The 16,361-nt window shown below is 47.6% G+C and carries 10 protein-coding genes; 2 read left to right on the forward strand and 8 right to left on the reverse strand.

The genetic code is table 11. The features are described from left to right. Positions 1-133: 133 nt before the first annotated feature. The 8 genes from HQN60_RS10965 to HQN60_RS11000 form a co-directional block, all read right to left on the reverse strand. Entirely contained in the window at positions 134-1,315 is a 1,182-nt protein-coding gene (locus HQN60_RS10965; protein ID WP_173533682.1) for a response regulator transcription factor, read from the reverse strand. A 137-nt stretch (positions 1,316-1,452) separates the two neighbouring features. Further along, on the reverse strand, positions 1,453-2,484 hold the full coding sequence (gene trpS, locus HQN60_RS10970; protein ID WP_173533683.1) for a tryptophan--tRNA ligase: 1,032 nt from the start codon (positions 2,482-2,484) through the stop codon (positions 1,453-1,455). A gap of 355 nt (positions 2,485-2,839) precedes the next feature. Further along, positions 2,840-3,133, reverse strand: a complete 294-nt coding sequence (locus HQN60_RS10975) for a hypothetical protein (RefSeq protein ID WP_173533684.1) — start codon at positions 3,131-3,133, stop codon at positions 2,840-2,842. Between the two features lie 8 nt (positions 3,134-3,141). Continuing rightward, positions 3,142-5,403 carry a mechanosensitive ion channel domain-containing protein gene (locus HQN60_RS10980; protein WP_173533685.1) on the reverse strand — a complete coding sequence of 754 codons (2,262 nt, stop codon included), beginning with the start codon at positions 5,401-5,403 and terminating at the stop codon, positions 3,142-3,144. 155 nt (positions 5,404-5,558) lie between these two features. After that, complete coding sequence (locus tag HQN60_RS10985; protein ID WP_217390111.1) at positions 5,559-6,509, reverse strand: DUF4396 domain-containing protein; 951 nt, start codon at positions 6,507-6,509, stop codon at positions 5,559-5,561. Between the two features lie 136 nt (positions 6,510-6,645). Continuing rightward, positions 6,646-8,235, reverse strand: a complete 1,590-nt coding sequence (locus HQN60_RS10990; RefSeq protein WP_173533686.1) for a peptide chain release factor 3 — start codon at positions 8,233-8,235, stop codon at positions 6,646-6,648. 62 nt (positions 8,236-8,297) lie between these two features. Beyond that, a complete protein-coding gene (locus HQN60_RS10995) occupies positions 8,298-11,186 on the reverse strand; it encodes a PAS domain S-box protein (RefSeq protein ID WP_173533687.1) in 2,889 nt (962 codons plus the stop codon). Positions 11,187-11,190: 4 nt separating this feature from the next. Further along, entirely contained in the window at positions 11,191-13,080 is a 1,890-nt protein-coding gene (locus tag HQN60_RS11000) for an ATP-binding cassette domain-containing protein (RefSeq protein ID WP_173533688.1), read from the reverse strand. Positions 13,081-13,185: 105 nt separating this feature from the next. Between HQN60_RS11000 and HQN60_RS11005 the strand changes: the two genes are divergently transcribed. After that, entirely contained in the window at positions 13,186-14,625 is a 1,440-nt protein-coding gene (locus HQN60_RS11005) for an MltF family protein (RefSeq protein WP_173533689.1), read from the forward strand. 232 nt (positions 14,626-14,857) lie between these two features. Next, positions 14,858-16,297: a pyruvate kinase gene (gene pyk / locus HQN60_RS11010; RefSeq protein ID WP_173533690.1), complete on the forward strand. Its 1,440-nt coding sequence runs from the start codon at positions 14,858-14,860 to the stop codon at positions 16,295-16,297. Positions 16,298-16,361 lie beyond the last annotated feature (64 nt).

The raw sequence follows: 16,361 nt of genomic DNA on the forward strand, positions 1-16,361 counted from the left end.
ACAGACAGATAAAAAAGAGCATCGATGACTAAAAAGTGAGTCTAAATATTATAGGTATTGCTTTCTGATTGGTGTTGTTAATAGTTTACGAGGCTATACCCTGTATTTATGATGATTGTTTTATGCTGCGTAATTAAAACAACATGATGTCATCACTTGGTTCTTCGGGCTCGGGTGGCACGGCCGGAACAGCTTGTGGCGATCGTTGAGTTAGATAAATCAAGGTGGCGATAACATGAGAAAACTCATCGTCTAGCGATAAACCTTGATCGTATATTTGGGTGGCTGCAGCCAGACTATGCGCAATCATATCTAGTAGTGCCCCTTCTTGTGAATCGGTGAGGCCTAAATACACCATCTTGTGTTCAAACTGATCTTGTAATTCGCTAAACAATAGCATTGATGAACTCGCTTGATGGCGATATTCGTTTTCTAGTTTTTGAATAGAGGATTGAATTAAGGTAATCGCATTTAAGGTGAGCTGCTGCTGAGCGCGAATTTGCGTTTCATTTAAAATACCGTCCAGTCGTGTTTCGGCCGCTTCGACCAAAATAGCGATATGGTCGCGTAAACGGCCACACAAATCGGGCTGGTTCACCGGCATATCTTTGACTTGCAAGATAATTCTGGGGAAATTAATCACCAATCGTTTGCCCATCTCATAAATACGTTGTGGGTCTTGCGCCAATGTTTGTAGCATATGCTCTTCGAGCGGGCTGCTGCGTCCTTGGCTATTGAGTGTGAGTAAGGTGTCTTGTTGATGAATTTGGGCGGCAACTTGTACATTGAATTTGGCGGTTGTATGGACTAGCGCTTTGAGTAAGCTGGCTTCATCGGGCGCCAAACTGGCGCGTTTAAAAAAACTAATCACTTTGCCTAATTCTGCCGAATTAGAGATGGCTTGCATCGCCGTAACGGTCGCCGCTTGGACTGAGCTGCGCAGTTGCTGTGTTTCTTCAATGCTGCGTTGAAACAATAACAATTTTTGTTGTAATTCATCATTACTAAACGGCTTGCTAATAAAGTCGTCCGCGCCAGCGCCATAAGCGGCGACATAATCGGCTTTTTCAGTACTGGCAATAAACAATATTTGGCCATTTGGGTTGTTTGTTTTGTAGCTTTGGCAAACTGCATAGGCTGTCTGATCGGCCAAATTACCGTCGATCAGTAGAATATCGGGTTGCGCATGCTCAAGTAGCGCCATTGCATTTGAGCCGTTTTCAGCCATTTGTATTACAAAATGTGCCTCGATATTGGGCCGCAAAGCATCGTAAGCAGAACAATCTGGATCAACAATGAGTAGCGTGAGTGGCATTGGCTAAATTTCCATTGAAATGGCCGGAAATAACAATGACCTTCGCGTGCGCTAGGCCAAAGCAGAACGCGCCTGCTTTGGCTCTTTATAGGTTATATTTTTAAGTATTGGCAGTTTAGTGACAGTTTGATGTTGGATTAAAAGTAATACATCCCCATTGCAGTTTTGACTTTATGCAAGGTGAGCGCGGCAGTTTGTCGAGCTTTGGCTGAGCCACATAGCAATAGCGACAAAATGGCATCGGGGTCTTTGGCTAATTGTGCACGGCGTTCGCGAATCGGGCCGATCAGGGCTTGTAATTGTTCATTGAGGCGCGCTTTGATCACTCGATCGGCCAGTCCGCCATGCTGGTATTGAGCTTTTAATTCATTGACGTGTGCTGGTTCGGCATCAAATGCATCTAAAAAGCTAAACACCACATTGCCTTCAATTTGGCCAGGGCTGCCAATGGTGAGGTGGTTGGCGTCGGTATACATTTTATTGACCGCCTGCTCAATGTCATCCGCGCTGGCAGCCAGGCTAATGTGATTGCCTGCGGCACGGCTCATTTTTGTTTTGCCATCAATGCCCGGCAGGCGACTGGTATTAGACAGTAAGGCACTGCATTCATTGAGTACGTTTTCGCCCACCATGCGGTTAAAACGGCGAACAATTTCATTGGTTTGCTCAATCATTGGCAATTGATCGGCGCCAACCGGAATCAAGCTGCCGCGCAAAGCGGTAATGTCAGCGGCTTGGCTAACGGGATAAGTTAAAAAACCAGCGGCCACATCGCGATCTTGCCCTTTGGCCTTGAGTTCGGATTTGACGGTGGGATTACGCTCTAAACGGGCGATGGAAACCAGATTCATTAAGTAAAAAGACAGCTCAGCCAGTTCTGGCACCATAGATTGAATCAAAATGGTCGACTTTTGCGGATCGATGCCGACGGCAAGGTAATCCAGCGCCACATCAATCACCGACTGACGTACTGCACGATAATCGCCTTGATGGTCGGCCAAGGCTTGCGTGTCGGCTAATAAAATAAAGGGATGATGGGTTTCTTGTAGGCTAAGGCGAGTTTGTAGTGAGCCAACATAATGGCCTAAATGCAAGGGGCCAGTGGTGCGATCACCGGTGACCACGATGGTGGCTGCCGATGGATTCGACGCGGTAGATGTTTGTGACATGATGCTGCTCCTTAAAATGGAGCCGCCGGATGGGAGAGGGGTAGAAAACAAAAAAACCTGTCACCGTAATCCGGCGGCAGGTTTTGTCGATACCAACAAGCCCAGTGCCGCCTAGAGGCGCCACCAGTAATAAGCAACAGAAAGGGTGTGTTGGATCATGTTCATGGCTCAATAGTGACAGGCTTAACTTTAGCCCGTCAAGTGTTTTGCCCTTTATTGCAAGCCAACAGCAATTAATTTCGTTAGGTATGGGCTTGTACGCTTTATTTTAAAAAGCATTTAGTGATATACCTAGATTGATTGAAGTATGTCTGCATGGCACGGTTTAACCACAATCAGCAGACATAGCAATACTTTATCGTGACGGTGTTGGTGGCGGGTCAAAACTCATTAGCGGTTTGCGGCATAGACGATAGTAGGCAATGGGCGTGGCTTGTGGCCGACTGCTCCGCGCCACACTAATGAAAATTTGCCAGTCGCTGTCTGCGAGCTTTTGATTCATGCTGGCAATTAAACCGTGCGGATTTTGGATGACACAGTGCTTGATCAGCTCAACACTGGTGCATTGCCGTTGCCGGCTGAGGCGTTGATAGATTTTTGCTTCGTCGGGAGTCCAGTCGATAAGAAGTAAGGGAGATTGTTCTGACATATAAAGCCTTAATGTGAGTCGGTTTTGCTAGGGTCTAGCGTTGGCGTTTGGAGCTGAACTTGAAGTGGGTTTTTAATATCCAGATGCACATCTTGCTGTGGGTAAGCAATGCAAATGTCGTGTTTTCTAAAGCTGGCATCAATCATAAAGCGTAAGTCACTGGCCACTTGACGGCCGATAATACCGGCGCCGATATCCACCCAATAATAAATTCCAAAGGTGAGCGCATCGGCAGCGAAATCTTCTAGCAATATTTCCGGTGGTTTATTTTTGCAGATTTGGCCGTGCCGCAGCACTTCGTCCTCGAGTAGCTTGGCAACCAGTCGTAAATCACTGCCATACGCGACACCGACTTGAAAACCTTGGCGAATGACGCTGTTGGTGTAGCTCCAATTGGTGACATTTTGCTCTAAAAAAGTACTATTGGGCACCAAGGTGTCGATGCCATTTACATCGCGCACCACGGCCGCGCGCACATTCATATCGACGACGGTGCCCAATATGCCGGCGACGGCAATGGTGTCACCTGGGCGAAACGGGCGCTCGAGCAGCATCATCAGGCCGCTGATTAGATTTTTGAGCAGTGTTTGCATGCCAAAACCCAGACCAATCGCAATCGCACCGCCCAAGAATGCAAAGGCCGTGAGTGGGATTTGCACAATCAGCAGTGAATTGATTAGCAGCCCAATAAAGGCGATCGATAAGATCCAGCGCTTGGCAATGCGAATTGAAACCTCGGGAAACCGGCTGCGTTTGATGAGGATTTTTTCGATTAAATGCCCAAAGAAAATACACAGCGCAAAGCCAACGGTAATTAACAACACCGCGATGCACATTTTGCCGATGGTGACGCCGCGCGAAATACTGATGTTTTGCCCATCTACCTCAACGCTGTCATTGACGCTAAATAATTCATAGCGCCAGATTTTCGTCGCCAGACGGTGCATTTTTTCTTGCCAATAATCGGTACGCATGGCCAGCGTTTTATCTTGCTGTGCAGTTTCATTGAGCCAGCGATTAAATTTTTCGTTCGAGCGACGTAAATCAATTGCCGCTTCACGGTAGATGGTTTCGCGTTCTTGCCACGTTTGCTGTAAAGCCGCAGGGGTATCGCTTGAGCGGCCTAGTTGGTCTAATTGGTCCTGAGCAATACCTGCCGATTTTTGCATCGCAACGAGTGTGCCTTGCAAGGTGTGCTGCCAGCTTTGCGCCTCTTCATTGAGCTGTTGAATTTCCGCTTGCTTGCCGGAGTTTTTAAGTGCCAGTCGTTTTTTCCAAAAGCTACTCTCAATGGTGTTGGCCATCATTAAGTCAGATAAAACGCCAGACTCAATTGCCAGCGTTTCCAATTGTTGCTGGAGTACTTGTTGTTGTTGATCGAGTGCTGAAAGCTGCGTTTGCAATGCAACGGTATGATTGGTTTTTGGGTTTTCTAGTTGCTTATTGAGTGTGTCGCGCTGCGTTTTTAGCTGGGTTAATTGTTGGCGAAGTTGCTGCTCTTTGGTGATTTGATTGTTTTGTAATTGCGCGTAATGCTGTTGTTGCGCAGTGATTTGTTGTAGCTCGTCATTGATTACCGCGCTTTGTAATTGATCTTGATTGGGGCCGAGTTTGGCATCGAGCGCCAATACTTGTTCTCGGCGCGCTTGCAATTGCGCGCGATTAAATTGCTGCCGTGCATCAATACTGGCCAAGGTGGCGAGCCAAGTGTCGACTTTTTGTTGTGAAGTCGCAATTTTGGCGGCGATTTGAGTGCGAGCGCTGCTTTGTGCCGGCGCTTTCTCTAGCAAATCTTGATTGAGGCGTAATTCGGCTTGTGCTTGGCCTAACTCATCATGGATGGTATTGAGGTAGGCTTCTTGCACGCTGAGATTGTTACGTAAAATATCGACTTCTTGCTCTAGCAATTGCCGCTCGCCTTGCTGCTGTACCTTGCTTTGGCTCGCTTGCAAGCTTGCAGGTGGAGCGTGATTTTCTTGATCAAGCGCGCTCAAGCCGTTGAGTGCGGCCAGATGTTGGCGGTAGGCGTAGATTTCGAGCGTGAGCCAAAATCGATTTAATTCTCGGTCTGGTGCGGTAGTGTTTTTTTCTAAAGTGGCGAGCGCTGCTTGGGCTAACTCCAGCCGCTGATTTAAGCGTTCAAATTCGCTGCTGGTGCTGACGAATGCCGTGCTGCTGCTGGTAGGCTTAGGTGTTAAACCTAGCTCACTTGGCGCAGCAATCGCTTGAGAGAAAATGAGTAGCAAAAATACAGTAAAAAAACGAGACATAGTCGGCGCTGGCTGAGTCAGAGAGGGGTATTTTACGCGTTACACCGGGGCGAGATTCAGAAATATGCAAGCTTAGGCTTGGGCGTCAGCATGCCACGTCGATCTTGCGACCCAATGCCGGAGTGACAATGGCATTGCTGACGAATGAAGTACGGTTACATTGCGGTTTTGATGCCTGCTTTGACTAAAAACCAGTTCATTGGGTATGCGGTGATAAAACCGCAAGCCATGGCGATTTGCATCATGAACCAAAATATCGGCTCGGTGGGGGACATTGGCCCAATCAGTACAAAAATAGCGATAGCCATCCAGCCATACATGCCAATTTGCCATGAAGTTAAAGACAGCGAATCCACTTTGAGTGCCCGCCACCAGAGCGCTGCGCCGGTTTCAGGCACCATGCCGATTAAACCACCGTATTGAAAGGTGACACCAATGGCGAGTGCCAGCAGGTAGGATAGCGCCCATTCGCCAAAGACCGGGCTGCCCCACAATAAAAAGGGGGTGGCGGCAAATAGCCATGGCCCAATCAAATCAGCGAGACTGCAACCGGCACCACAATGCAGTGTTCCGGCGGTAATGCTTTGCCAGAACGGTTTTTTTGCGCCCATCTGCATCGGCATATTCATTTTCATCTGCGCCGGCATATCCATATTCATATGCATTGGCATAGCCATTTTCATTTCTGGCATGGACGACATTGAGGTTGAAGTAGGGGCTGTGCTAGGGGTAGGACTAGGCATAGGCATCTGCATATTGGACGTGTCCATATTGGGCATATCCTTCATGGGCATGTCATGCATCGCCATATTGTGCATCATTGCGGGCTTGGCTTCGTCGCCTTGTGGTTTTGACGATTGAGCGGGCAGGGGTGGTGATGCATGGCTAATTCGAGGTTTACTGCCATTACCAATATGCCGATAAGCCCAAATCGCCAGCGGACCAGCCCAAAGCGCATTAATCGGCCACACCCACAGCATGATCGACATCATGGGTTTGGGGCGTTGACGTTGATCGAGCAGAATGTAAACAAAGCAAGCAATACCGACCAGTATGCTGCAAATGGCCAGAGTGCTTAGCCAATCGGGTAGGGGAGCGTGGGGCATGATGGCACTACTTCTATGAAAGAAATAATGTAGTTATAGCCCATCACTTTTGAGATGCTATGCTTGATTTTGGTGATATTTACTATGGGGTATCTGGATGCAACGAATTAAACCCATTGCATCCAGAGCAATACCCTTAGAGCGTAATCGCGTGTTCCCGTGTAGCGTGGAAACGCAATTCTGGCCAGCGTTCCATCGTCAAATCCAGGTTGACACGGCTAGTGGCCAAATAAGCCAAGCTGTTGGCAGCGTCGCGCCCAAGGTTGTTGGTGAGCGTGCGCTCAAAATCGGCGAGTTTTTTCGCGTCATCGCAAGACACCCAGCGCGCAGTGTAAATCGTCGTCGATTCAAACATCGCTTCCACACCGTATTCGTTCAGCAAGCGTGATGCAACGACTTCAAACTGCAATACCCCCACCGCGCCGAGAATCAAATCGCCACCATTGAGCGGTTTGAAAACCTGAACCGCACCTTCTTCACCCAACTGCTGCAAGCCTTTTTGCAATTGCTTGATCTTGAGCGGGTTTTTGATGCGCACGATGCGGAACATTTCCGGCGCAAAGTAAGGAATCCCGGTAAACGACAGCAATTCGCCTTCAGAAAACGAGTCGCCAATTTGAATATTGCCGTGGTTCGGCAAACCAATAATGTCGCCTGCGTAAGCTTCTTCAACTTGCTCACGACCTTGCGCCATAAACGTCACCACCGAGTTGGCGGCGATATCACGGTTGAGGCGCAAATGCTTAAATTTCATCCCGCGAGTAAATTCGCCCGAACACACGCGCAAGAACGCAATGCGGTCGCGATGCTTTGGGTCCATATTGGCTTGGATTTTGAACACAAACGCGGAGAATTTTTCTTCCGTTGGCGAAACGGCGCGTTGAATCGCGGCGCTGTCCGACGGTTGTGGCGCCCAATCAACCAGCGCATTCAAGATTTCACGAATCCCGAAGTTATTAATCGCCGAACCAAAGAACACCGGTGTCAACGTGCCATCGAGGAATTCTTCGAGCACGAAAGGATGCGAAGCGCCGCGAACGAGCTCCAATTCCATCCGAGTTTGGTCGATTTCGAGCGGGAAGAGTTCGTCCAAACGTGGATTGTCGATGCCTTTGATGACTTCAACTTCATCAAGTGGGCCTTTGCCCGGCGTAAAGATAATCACTTCGTCTTTGAGGATGTGATACACCCCACGGAAGGTTTTACCCATACCGACTGGCCAAGTAATCGGCGCGCAACGGATTTCGAGCACGCTTTCGACTTCGTCCAGTAGCTCTAAAGAATCGCGCACTTCACGGTCGTACTTATTCATGAAGGTGATAATCGGGGTGTGGCGCATGCGGCAGACGTTCAGTAGTTTGATCGTTTGCGCTTCAACACCTTTAGCCGCGTCGATGACCATCAAGGCCGAATCCACTGCGGTAAGTACGCGATACGTGTCTTCCGAGAAGTCTTGGTGACCTGGGGTGTCGAGCAGATTGACCACGTGATCGCGGTAATCGAACTGCATCACTGAAGACGCAACCGAAATACCCCGTTGCTTTTCAATGTCCATCCAGTCGGAGGTGGCAAACTTACCGCCTTTTTTACCTTTTACAGTACCCGCATTTTGAATCGTGCCCGAGAAATACAGCAGTTTTTCGGTGAGCGTGGTCTTACCCGCATCGGGGTGGGAGACAATGGCGAAAGTACGGCGGCGCGCCACTTCACTGATGATGTCGGGCATGGTATTGATGTCAAAGGGGAAAAACGCGCAATTGTACGCGAATGTGGCGATAAGCAAAACCTTTAGCGCGGATGACTCGGCAGTAGGACGGTAAATATCGCGCCGCCTTGTGGGTGATTGCTCGCGATAATTTGCCCTTCATGGTCGCTAATGATTTGTCGACTAATTGCCAGACCCAGTCCAGTACCGCTGCCATTGCGAGCGCGGCTACTTTGGATGAATTTATCAAAGATATATTCTAGCTCATCGTCAGGTACGCCCGGACCATGATCACGAACGCTGACGCCGATGGCCGGTTGATCTGGTTCTAGCTGCGCATTGGCAATAAAGTGAATTTCAATTTCGCCACCGTGCGGACTAAATTTGATGGCATTGGACAATAAATTGACCAGCACTTGAGTCAGGCGTGCTTTATCAAAATGGGCGCTGGCTTCGATTTCGCCATCTTGAATATGCAGTTGTAATTGTTTGCTGCTAATGAGTGAACTAATTTCAGCGCACGCCATTCGTACAATCATTTGTAAACTATGCACGCCTTTGTCATAAGTCATTTTATTGGCTTCAAGTCGCGACATATCGAGTAGGTCATTCAATAGGACTAATAGTCGTTTTCCTGAGGCATTAATGCGTTCAAAGTAACGATTTAAATTGAGATTTTCGCTGTGATTTTGGTTTTGTGTTTTGCCTAAGCCCATTTCAGAGAAAGACAAAATCGCATGCATTGGCGTGCGTAATTCATGTGACATATTGGCAAGGAAAGAAGACTTGGCAAAGTTGGCACTTTCGGCCGCTTCTTTCGCTTCAACTAAGTGCGTTTCGATTTTCTTTAAAACGGTAATGTCGGTAAAGAAGGCATAGGCATATTCAATCGATTTTTGCTCATCAAGCACCACCCCACTATTAATCAGGAATGGGTGTGCAATCCCTTCGTGATTGAGTAGCTCTAAATCAATCGGCGCTTGGTGTTTATCAATTAAGTTGGCCAATTGATCTGGGAAGAATTTTTTAGCATTTTCACCCCATAAGTCATTCGGGTGTCGGCCAATGAGGTTTTTACGGCTAAAACCGAGCAAGCGAGTAAATGAGTGATTAACGTCGCAGATGCGATGGCCAGCATCAATGAGTAAGAAGCCGTCTGCAGTTTGATCAATAATGGTGCGATTAAGACGTTCTGATTGACGCATCGCTTGGGCGGCAATCCGTTGCGAGGTGATGTCTTCAATCACCGCGATCAACCCTTTGGACATATCGCCAGGCACCAAGGCTTTGGCGTAAACCATCGCCCAAAATGGCGTATGGTCACGGCGATACAGCTCAGTTTCTCCGCGAAATACGCCACCACTGGCAATTTTGCTCCAAATCAGTTGATTGGCTTCGCTAAATTGTTCGGTAGATGAAAAAATATTGTGGGTCGGTGACCCAATAATATCACTGGCGGCATAGGCAAACAGGAGCTCAAAAGCGGGGTTGACCAAGCGAATGGTACCGCGCATGGATAGCATGATGGCGAGCGGGCTGGCGTCGAGTACGGTGCGGATTTCTGCCGTGCGCTCCATGACCATTTCTTGCAAATGATCGCGGTGGCGGCGTAATTCTTGCTCGGCTTCGCGTCGTGCAGAAATATCACGTGCGTTGCAGCAGATATACGATTGTTTTTGAAATTGAATGAGCGATAAAGTAATTTCCATTGGGGTGATTTTGCCCAATGAATTTTTAAGCAGGCCTTCAAAGTTAATCGTGTTGTTGTCGTGTAGTTGCGATAAAAATTGTCGCCAATCCGCTTCGGAAATTTCGGTAAACAAATCGTTAAAATTGAGTGAGCTGAGTTCATCACTGCGATAAGCGGAATGTTTGGTGAGGCTTTTATTGGCGTAGTAAATTCGACCCGATTCATTACACCAAAAAGTCATGTCCGGTGATTCATCAACCGTAAATTGCGTTAAATACAGGCGAGCTTCAATTTGTTCTGCCCGTTTGATTTGTCGCATTAAAATGTAAGTCAAAATAGAAATGACCAGCATCAATAAGGCGGCCAACGCCGTGCGGATATAAGTTTGGGTTTTAAAGTGAGCTAAAATAAGATCAACATTAAAAGACAGGCGAATGATGAGTGGATTGTCGCTTTGATTGACAATAAAGGTGATCAGTTTTTCACCATTGTCATCTTTGATATAAGTACTGCTGCGCTTAAGACGTAATTGCTCAAAAAGTAGCGGGTCGTCGTTGCGAATATTTTTATTTAAGGCGCTTTCATCAAATGGATAATTAATTAAAACGACGCCATCGCTACGCAATAATTGGATTTGCATTCCTTTGGGGAGTTGCAAAGAATCATAAAATTTAAGGAAGTAAGCCGGCTCCATTCCCGACAGGAGTACACCACCAAATTCACCATTGGGTAAATTAACGCGACGAGTTAAGGGGAGTAACCATTTGCCATCCGTTCTCGATAAAATAGGCTCGCTGATATAGGGGCGAATTGAATCAAAGTCACGGTGGTAATTAAAATAAACACGGTCGGCCAGTGATATTTTTCGCGCTGGATATTCTAGACCATGACTATGCAATATACCGGTCGGACCGATGGTGATAATGCCGCGTATTTGTGGCGTTAAACGGACTTTATCTTTGAGTAGTAAATGCATGACGTATTCGTCAGCTTTGTCGACACCGCCTTGTCGATCTAAATCTTCTGCCACATTTTGCATGGCTTGTTCAACAGAAACATAAGCCCGCGTGGCATTTTCATCTAATGCCCGAGCTAGCGATAAATTATAGTTTTCCGCTTCTCGCATTGTTTGTTGATAATCACGGATCGTAATCCACGTTAAAGTCAGTAAAACCACAAAGACGGTCACGCCATAAAAAGTCAACAAGCCAATTCGCAATACACGAAGTGTTTTATGCGTATTCGGTTCGGTTGATAAATTGTTTTGGCGTGACCTTATCATGCTTTTATTTGGCCTCTAAAGCTTCCCAGCGTTCCATTTTTTCAATGGTGATTGCATCAATCTCATCGATTCTAGCCTGCATTGCTTTCGCTTTTGCAGGAGAATCGCGATAAATTGCCGGATCAAGCAAAGATTGTTGTAATTCTGTCTGTTCTTGCTCGAGTAATGCGATTTCCTTGGGTAGGTTTTCTAATTCGCGGGCTTCATTAAAGCTTAATTTGGTTCTTGCTGTTTTAGTGCGTTCAACCGGTTTGCTTTCTTTAGTGATTGTGGTTTTGCTATTTGATTCACGACTAGCGAGCATGCGTGCTTTCGCATCAATCCAATCTTGATAGCCACCCACGTTTTCAATAATTTGGCCGTTAGGTTCAAAGACGATAGTTTGCGTAACGACATTATCGAGAAAGGCACGATCATGGCTGACTAAGAACACGGTGCCTGGATATTCATCGAGTAATTGCTCAAGTAGCTCTAGCGTTTCAATGTCCAAATCATTGGTCGGTTCATCGAGCACCAAAACGTTTGCTGGACGAGTAAACAAACGCGCTAACAATAAGCGATTGCGCTCACCACCTGAGAGTGATTTTACCGGGCTGCGCGCGCGCTCGGCGGGGAATAAGAATTGTTCCAAATAACCCATGATGTGTTTACGCTGACCGCCGATTTCTACGAAATCATCACCTTGGCTGACGGAGTCGGCGACTGATTTTTCTTCGTCAAGTTGTTCGCGGAACTGATCGAAATAAGCAACTTGGATCTTGGTGCCGGCCTTTACTGAACCGGTATCGGGTTCGAGCTCGCCGAGAATCATTTTAAGTAAGGTGGTTTTACCTGCACCGTTCGGGCCGATTAGACCGATTTTGTCGCCGCGCAAGATGCGGGTGCTAAAGTCTTTGATGAGTACTTTATCGCCATAGGCTTTGCTGACGTTTTCCAGTTCCGCGACAATTTTGCCGCTGCGATCGCCAGCTTCAACTTGAAATTCAACTTTACCCAAGCGTTCACGGCGCTCAGAGCGTTCGCGACGTAATTGTTCCAAGCGACGAACGCGACCTTCGTTGCGGGTGCGACGTGCTTTGACCCCTTGGCGAATCCAAACTTCTTCAGCAGCCAGGTCTTTATCAAACTTTTTATTGTTAACTTCTTCTTGCGCGATGAGTTCTTCTTTTTTGGCTTCGTAGGCAGCAAAATTGCCTGGGAAGCTCACAATGTTGCCGCGATCGAGCTCAATAATACGGTTGCTGACATTGTCCAAAAAGCGGCGATCATGGGTAATAAATAATACGCTGCCACCAAAGCCTTTGAGCATGGTTTCTAGCCATTCAATCGCGCTAACGTCTAAATGGTTGGTTGGCTCGTCAAGTAGTAAAACTTGTGGCTCGGTGACCAAAGCGCGGGCAATGGCGACGCGTTTTTTCCAACCACCTGAGAGCTCTGAAATCAAGGTTTCGGGCGGTAGACTCAGTTGCGACATGGTGGTCGAAATGAGCGAATCTAAGCGCCAGCCATCTTGGCTTTCGAGCTCGTGTTGAATTTCGGTCAGACGATCTAAGCTTTCTTGGCTATCGTCTAAGTGATCGAGCGCCGCATGGTAATCGAGCAAAACTTGGCGAATATTACCCAAGCCTTCGGCGACCGCTTCAAATACAGTGTGCTCAGGGTTGAGCATGGGCTCTTGCGGAACAAAGGCCATTTTGGCGTTATCAACTAAACGAATCGTGCCTTCGTCGAGTTTTTGTACGCCAGCGATGGCTTTTAATAATGACGACTTGCCTGCACCATTGCGGCCAATTAAACCAACCCGCTCTCCAGGCTCTAACACAAGGCCTGCGCCATCCAATAGTGGCCAGTGACCAAAGGCAAGGTGGGCATTTTCAACCAGTAACAAGGGCATAACAGACTCTTTAATTTGCAATTTAAGCCGCGATTATACGGGTGTGTTGGGTCTTCGGCACGTTAACGATTAGAATCGTGCTCAATCTCATTGTGGAGTAGAGGGATGAAACGACTCGCTCTGTGTCTCGTATTACTCTGTTTGGCGAGTATTGCTTGGGCTACTCAGCCTAAGGCAGGCAAGGCTAAATCAGAGGTTGCTAGTGTAAAAAGCACTCATCCAGCACTCAAAGCGAAAAGCGCTTTAGCCAAAGCTGGCGAGTTTGATGTGAATAATCCACCAGATCGGATCCGCGTGTTGGTGGGGCTGGGGGCTTCGACGTACTTTTTAAAAGATGGTCGCCCTCATGGCTTAGAGTATGCCTTGCTGAATGGCTTTGAGGCTGAACTCAATCGCAATCGCGCCAAAGGTCTACCACCGATACGGATTCAATTTATCCCAATGGACAGTGGCGAGCTTATTCCGGCTTTGTTAGCGGGTAAGGGCGATATTGCGGCGGGGTTGATTCCAATGACTGAGGGCGCTCGTTCCTTGGTTTCATTTTCTACGCCTTATGCTCAGGATGAATGGTGCTTGCTGGGGCCTAAATCGAGCGATGTGCCACGTTTTGAGGCCTTGGGGGATACGCCACTGGTGTTGAGCTCAAGTAGTTTGGGGCGCCGTTTGTTGGCTGGGCAAGCCGAATTGAGTGGCGTCACGCTTGACGAGCCGCCAATTGGACAGTCTGTTGAGTCATTACTGGCGGAAATCAATGCCGGTAAAGCGACCTATACCATCATGAGTCGGGCGATTTTAAAGTTGTGGGGTGAGCGCTTTAAAGCCGTTCAAGTCGGAAGTTGCTTGGCAGAAACCGTTGATTTGGCGTGGGCGACGCGGCCTGCGGATAGCGCATTACTGGCGTCGTTGAATCGCTATATCGCGAGCAAAAAAGTATCGATGGATGCCGCGATTCGCGTTACCCAGCGCTTTTTACCGGTGGATGCAAAAGCGGCGCGGTCTGAGGCGATTTCACCACTGGATAAATTGGGCTTTTTTATGCCGATGTTTCAGACCATTGCGGCGGCAAATAATTTAGATTGGATGCTGCTGGCGGCGATTGGGCAAAAAGAAAGTAAATTAAATCCAGTGGTGCGTAAAAACGGCCCGACGGGGGTAATGCAAGTTAACCCATCTACCGCTAGAGCGATGGGCGTGAGTGACCCGCATGGCAATGAGGGCAATATTACCGCAGCAGCAAAATATTTGGCTTACTTGCGTAAAATGTTTAGTCAGCAAGGTATCTCAGAAGACAATCAGCTGTATTTTATGATTGCGGCATACAACGCCGGTGAGGGGCGTTTGGCGCAAATTAGAAACCGAACGAAAGCGCAAGGATTAGATCCGAATGTTTGGTTGGGGAATGTAGAAAAAACGGCGATGAGTCAAGTCAGTAAAGGGATGGTCGATTATGTATCTGCCGTCAATCGCTATTATCTTGCTTATCAGTCGGCAGAAAAGACCAAGGCCAAAAAAGCCAGCCATGTTGTTGGCAAAAATACCCAATAGTGGTTTGAAACCCTATTGGGGTATATCATTACAGACTAAATGTTGTAATGCGCCCGTGTTAATACATTCGATATGTGTTTTCTTTGACGGATATTCGCTCGAGCATCAATGCCGGAGCGGCTTTATTTAAAATCGTCATCTACAGTTTTCCTGTTTTTTATCATATTTTTACGCGCTGAAGTCGCGTATTGTTGGCACGTGTTTTTCGGCTATTCATTGGAGATTTAAAAGTATGCAATGCGGTACTAAGATTGTTGCCACCCTCGGCCCTGCGTCGAATGATCCAGCAGTGCTGGAAAGCCTCATCGTTGCGGGTGTAAATACCGTACGTTTGAATTTCTCTCATGGTACAGCCCAAGACCATACTGATCGCGCGGCAATGGTTCGCTCGATTGCGGCTAAATTGGGTAAGTCGGTTGCTGTTTTGGCTGACTTGCAAGGCCCAAAAATCCGTGTTGGTAAGTTTGAAAAAAATAAAATTGAGTTAAAAAAAGGCGCCAAATTTATTTTGGATGCTGAGTGTGAATTGGGTAACCAAGACACCGTAGGTTTGGATTACAAAGAATTGCCAAATGACGTGGAAGCGGGCGTTGAGTTGTTGCTTGACGATGGCAAAATTCAATTGATCGTTGATTCTGTGGTTGGCGCCAAAGTATTTACCACGGTAACAGTGGGTGGTTTGCTCTCGAACAATAAAGGGATTAACCGCAAAGGCGGTGGTTTAACTGCGCCAGCATTGACCGCCAAAGACATGGAAGACATCAAAACTGCCGCTGCTTTGCAGGCAGATTATATTGCGGTTTCATTCCCGAAATCGGCAGCCGACATGTATATGGCACGCACTTTATTGCGCGCAGCCGGTGGTCACGGTGGTTTGATCGCTAAGATCGAACGTACTGAAGCCATTGCTAATTTGGAAGAAATCCTCGCGGCATCTGACGGTATTATGGTTGCTCGTGGCGATTTGGCAGTTGAAGTGGGTGATGCCACTGTGCCTGCATTGCAAAAGCGCATGATCAAGATGGCGCGTAAGATGCACAAATTGAGCATTACTGCGACGCAAATGATGGAATCAATGATCGAAAGCCCAGTGCCAACACGCGCTGAAGTTTCCGATTGCGCCAATGCGGTGCTCGATGGTACTGATGCGGTGATGTTGTCGGCTGAATCTGCTGCCGGTAAATACCCGCTTGAAGCGGTACAAGCTATGGCGCGTACTTGCTTTGAAGCAGAACGCTCTGGCGAGTGCAAGGTTGAAGCTGAATTTGATAATGTGAGTGACTTCTCTCGCATTGATGAAGCGGTTGCGATGTCGGCTTTGTATGCTGCTAGCAAATTGCCAATCAAAGCGATTGTATGTATTTCACATTCAGGTGCATCTGCATTGTGGTTATCACGTTACAATACCGGTGTACCAATTTATGTGTTTACACAAGAATTGAATACCTACCGCAAATTGGCGTTGTTCCGCCACGTTCGTCCTATCATGATGGATGCTAAAGTGGGTGCTGATCGTGAAGAACAATTGGCATACGCTCAGCTTGAATTGTTGCGTGCGGGTGTGGTGATTCCTGGTGATAAATTAGTTGTTACCTTGGGTGTGCATAAATCAGGCGTTGGTTCTGGTGCGAACACCATGCGTATCGTACAAGTGGGTAGCGGCACGCGTTAATTCGTGCTTTGCTGACACAAACCGGCCTTATGGCCGGTTTTTTGTTTTTTTAAGCGGCAGATGG

The sequence above is a fragment of the Deefgea piscis genome, from assembly GCF_013284055.1.
GTDB classification, from domain to species: Bacteria; Pseudomonadota; Gammaproteobacteria; order Burkholderiales; family Chitinibacteraceae; genus Deefgea; species Deefgea piscis.

Bases quoted from the DNA above. Each gene is read 5' to 3' on its own strand.
- HQN60_RS10965 (WP_173533682.1), bottom strand. From the start codon at position 1,315: ATGCCACTCACGCTACTCATTGTTGATCCAGATTGTTCTGCTTACGAT.
- trpS (WP_173533683.1), bottom strand. From the start codon at position 2,484: ATGTCACAAACATCTACCGCGTCGAATCCATCGGCAGCCACCATCGTG.
- HQN60_RS10975 (WP_173533684.1), bottom strand. From the start codon at position 3,133: ATGTCAGAACAATCTCCCTTACTTCTTATCGACTGGACTCCCGACGAA.
- HQN60_RS10980 (WP_173533685.1), bottom strand. From the start codon at position 5,403: ATGTCTCGTTTTTTTACTGTATTTTTGCTACTCATTTTCTCTCAAGCG.
- HQN60_RS10985 (WP_217390111.1), bottom strand. From the start codon at position 6,509: ATGCCCCACGCTCCCCTACCCGATTGGCTAAGCACTCTGGCCATTTGC.
- HQN60_RS10990 (WP_173533686.1), bottom strand. From the start codon at position 8,235: ATGCCCGACATCATCAGTGAAGTGGCGCGCCGCCGTACTTTCGCCATT.
- HQN60_RS10995 (WP_173533687.1), bottom strand. From the start codon at position 11,186: ATGATAAGGTCACGCCAAAACAATTTATCAACCGAACCGAATACGCAT.
- HQN60_RS11000 (WP_173533688.1), bottom strand. From the start codon at position 13,080: ATGCCCTTGTTACTGGTTGAAAATGCCCACCTTGCCTTTGGTCACTGG.
- HQN60_RS11005 (WP_173533689.1), top strand. From the start codon at position 13,186: ATGAAACGACTCGCTCTGTGTCTCGTATTACTCTGTTTGGCGAGTATT.
- pyk (WP_173533690.1), top strand. From the start codon at position 14,858: ATGCAATGCGGTACTAAGATTGTTGCCACCCTCGGCCCTGCGTCGAAT.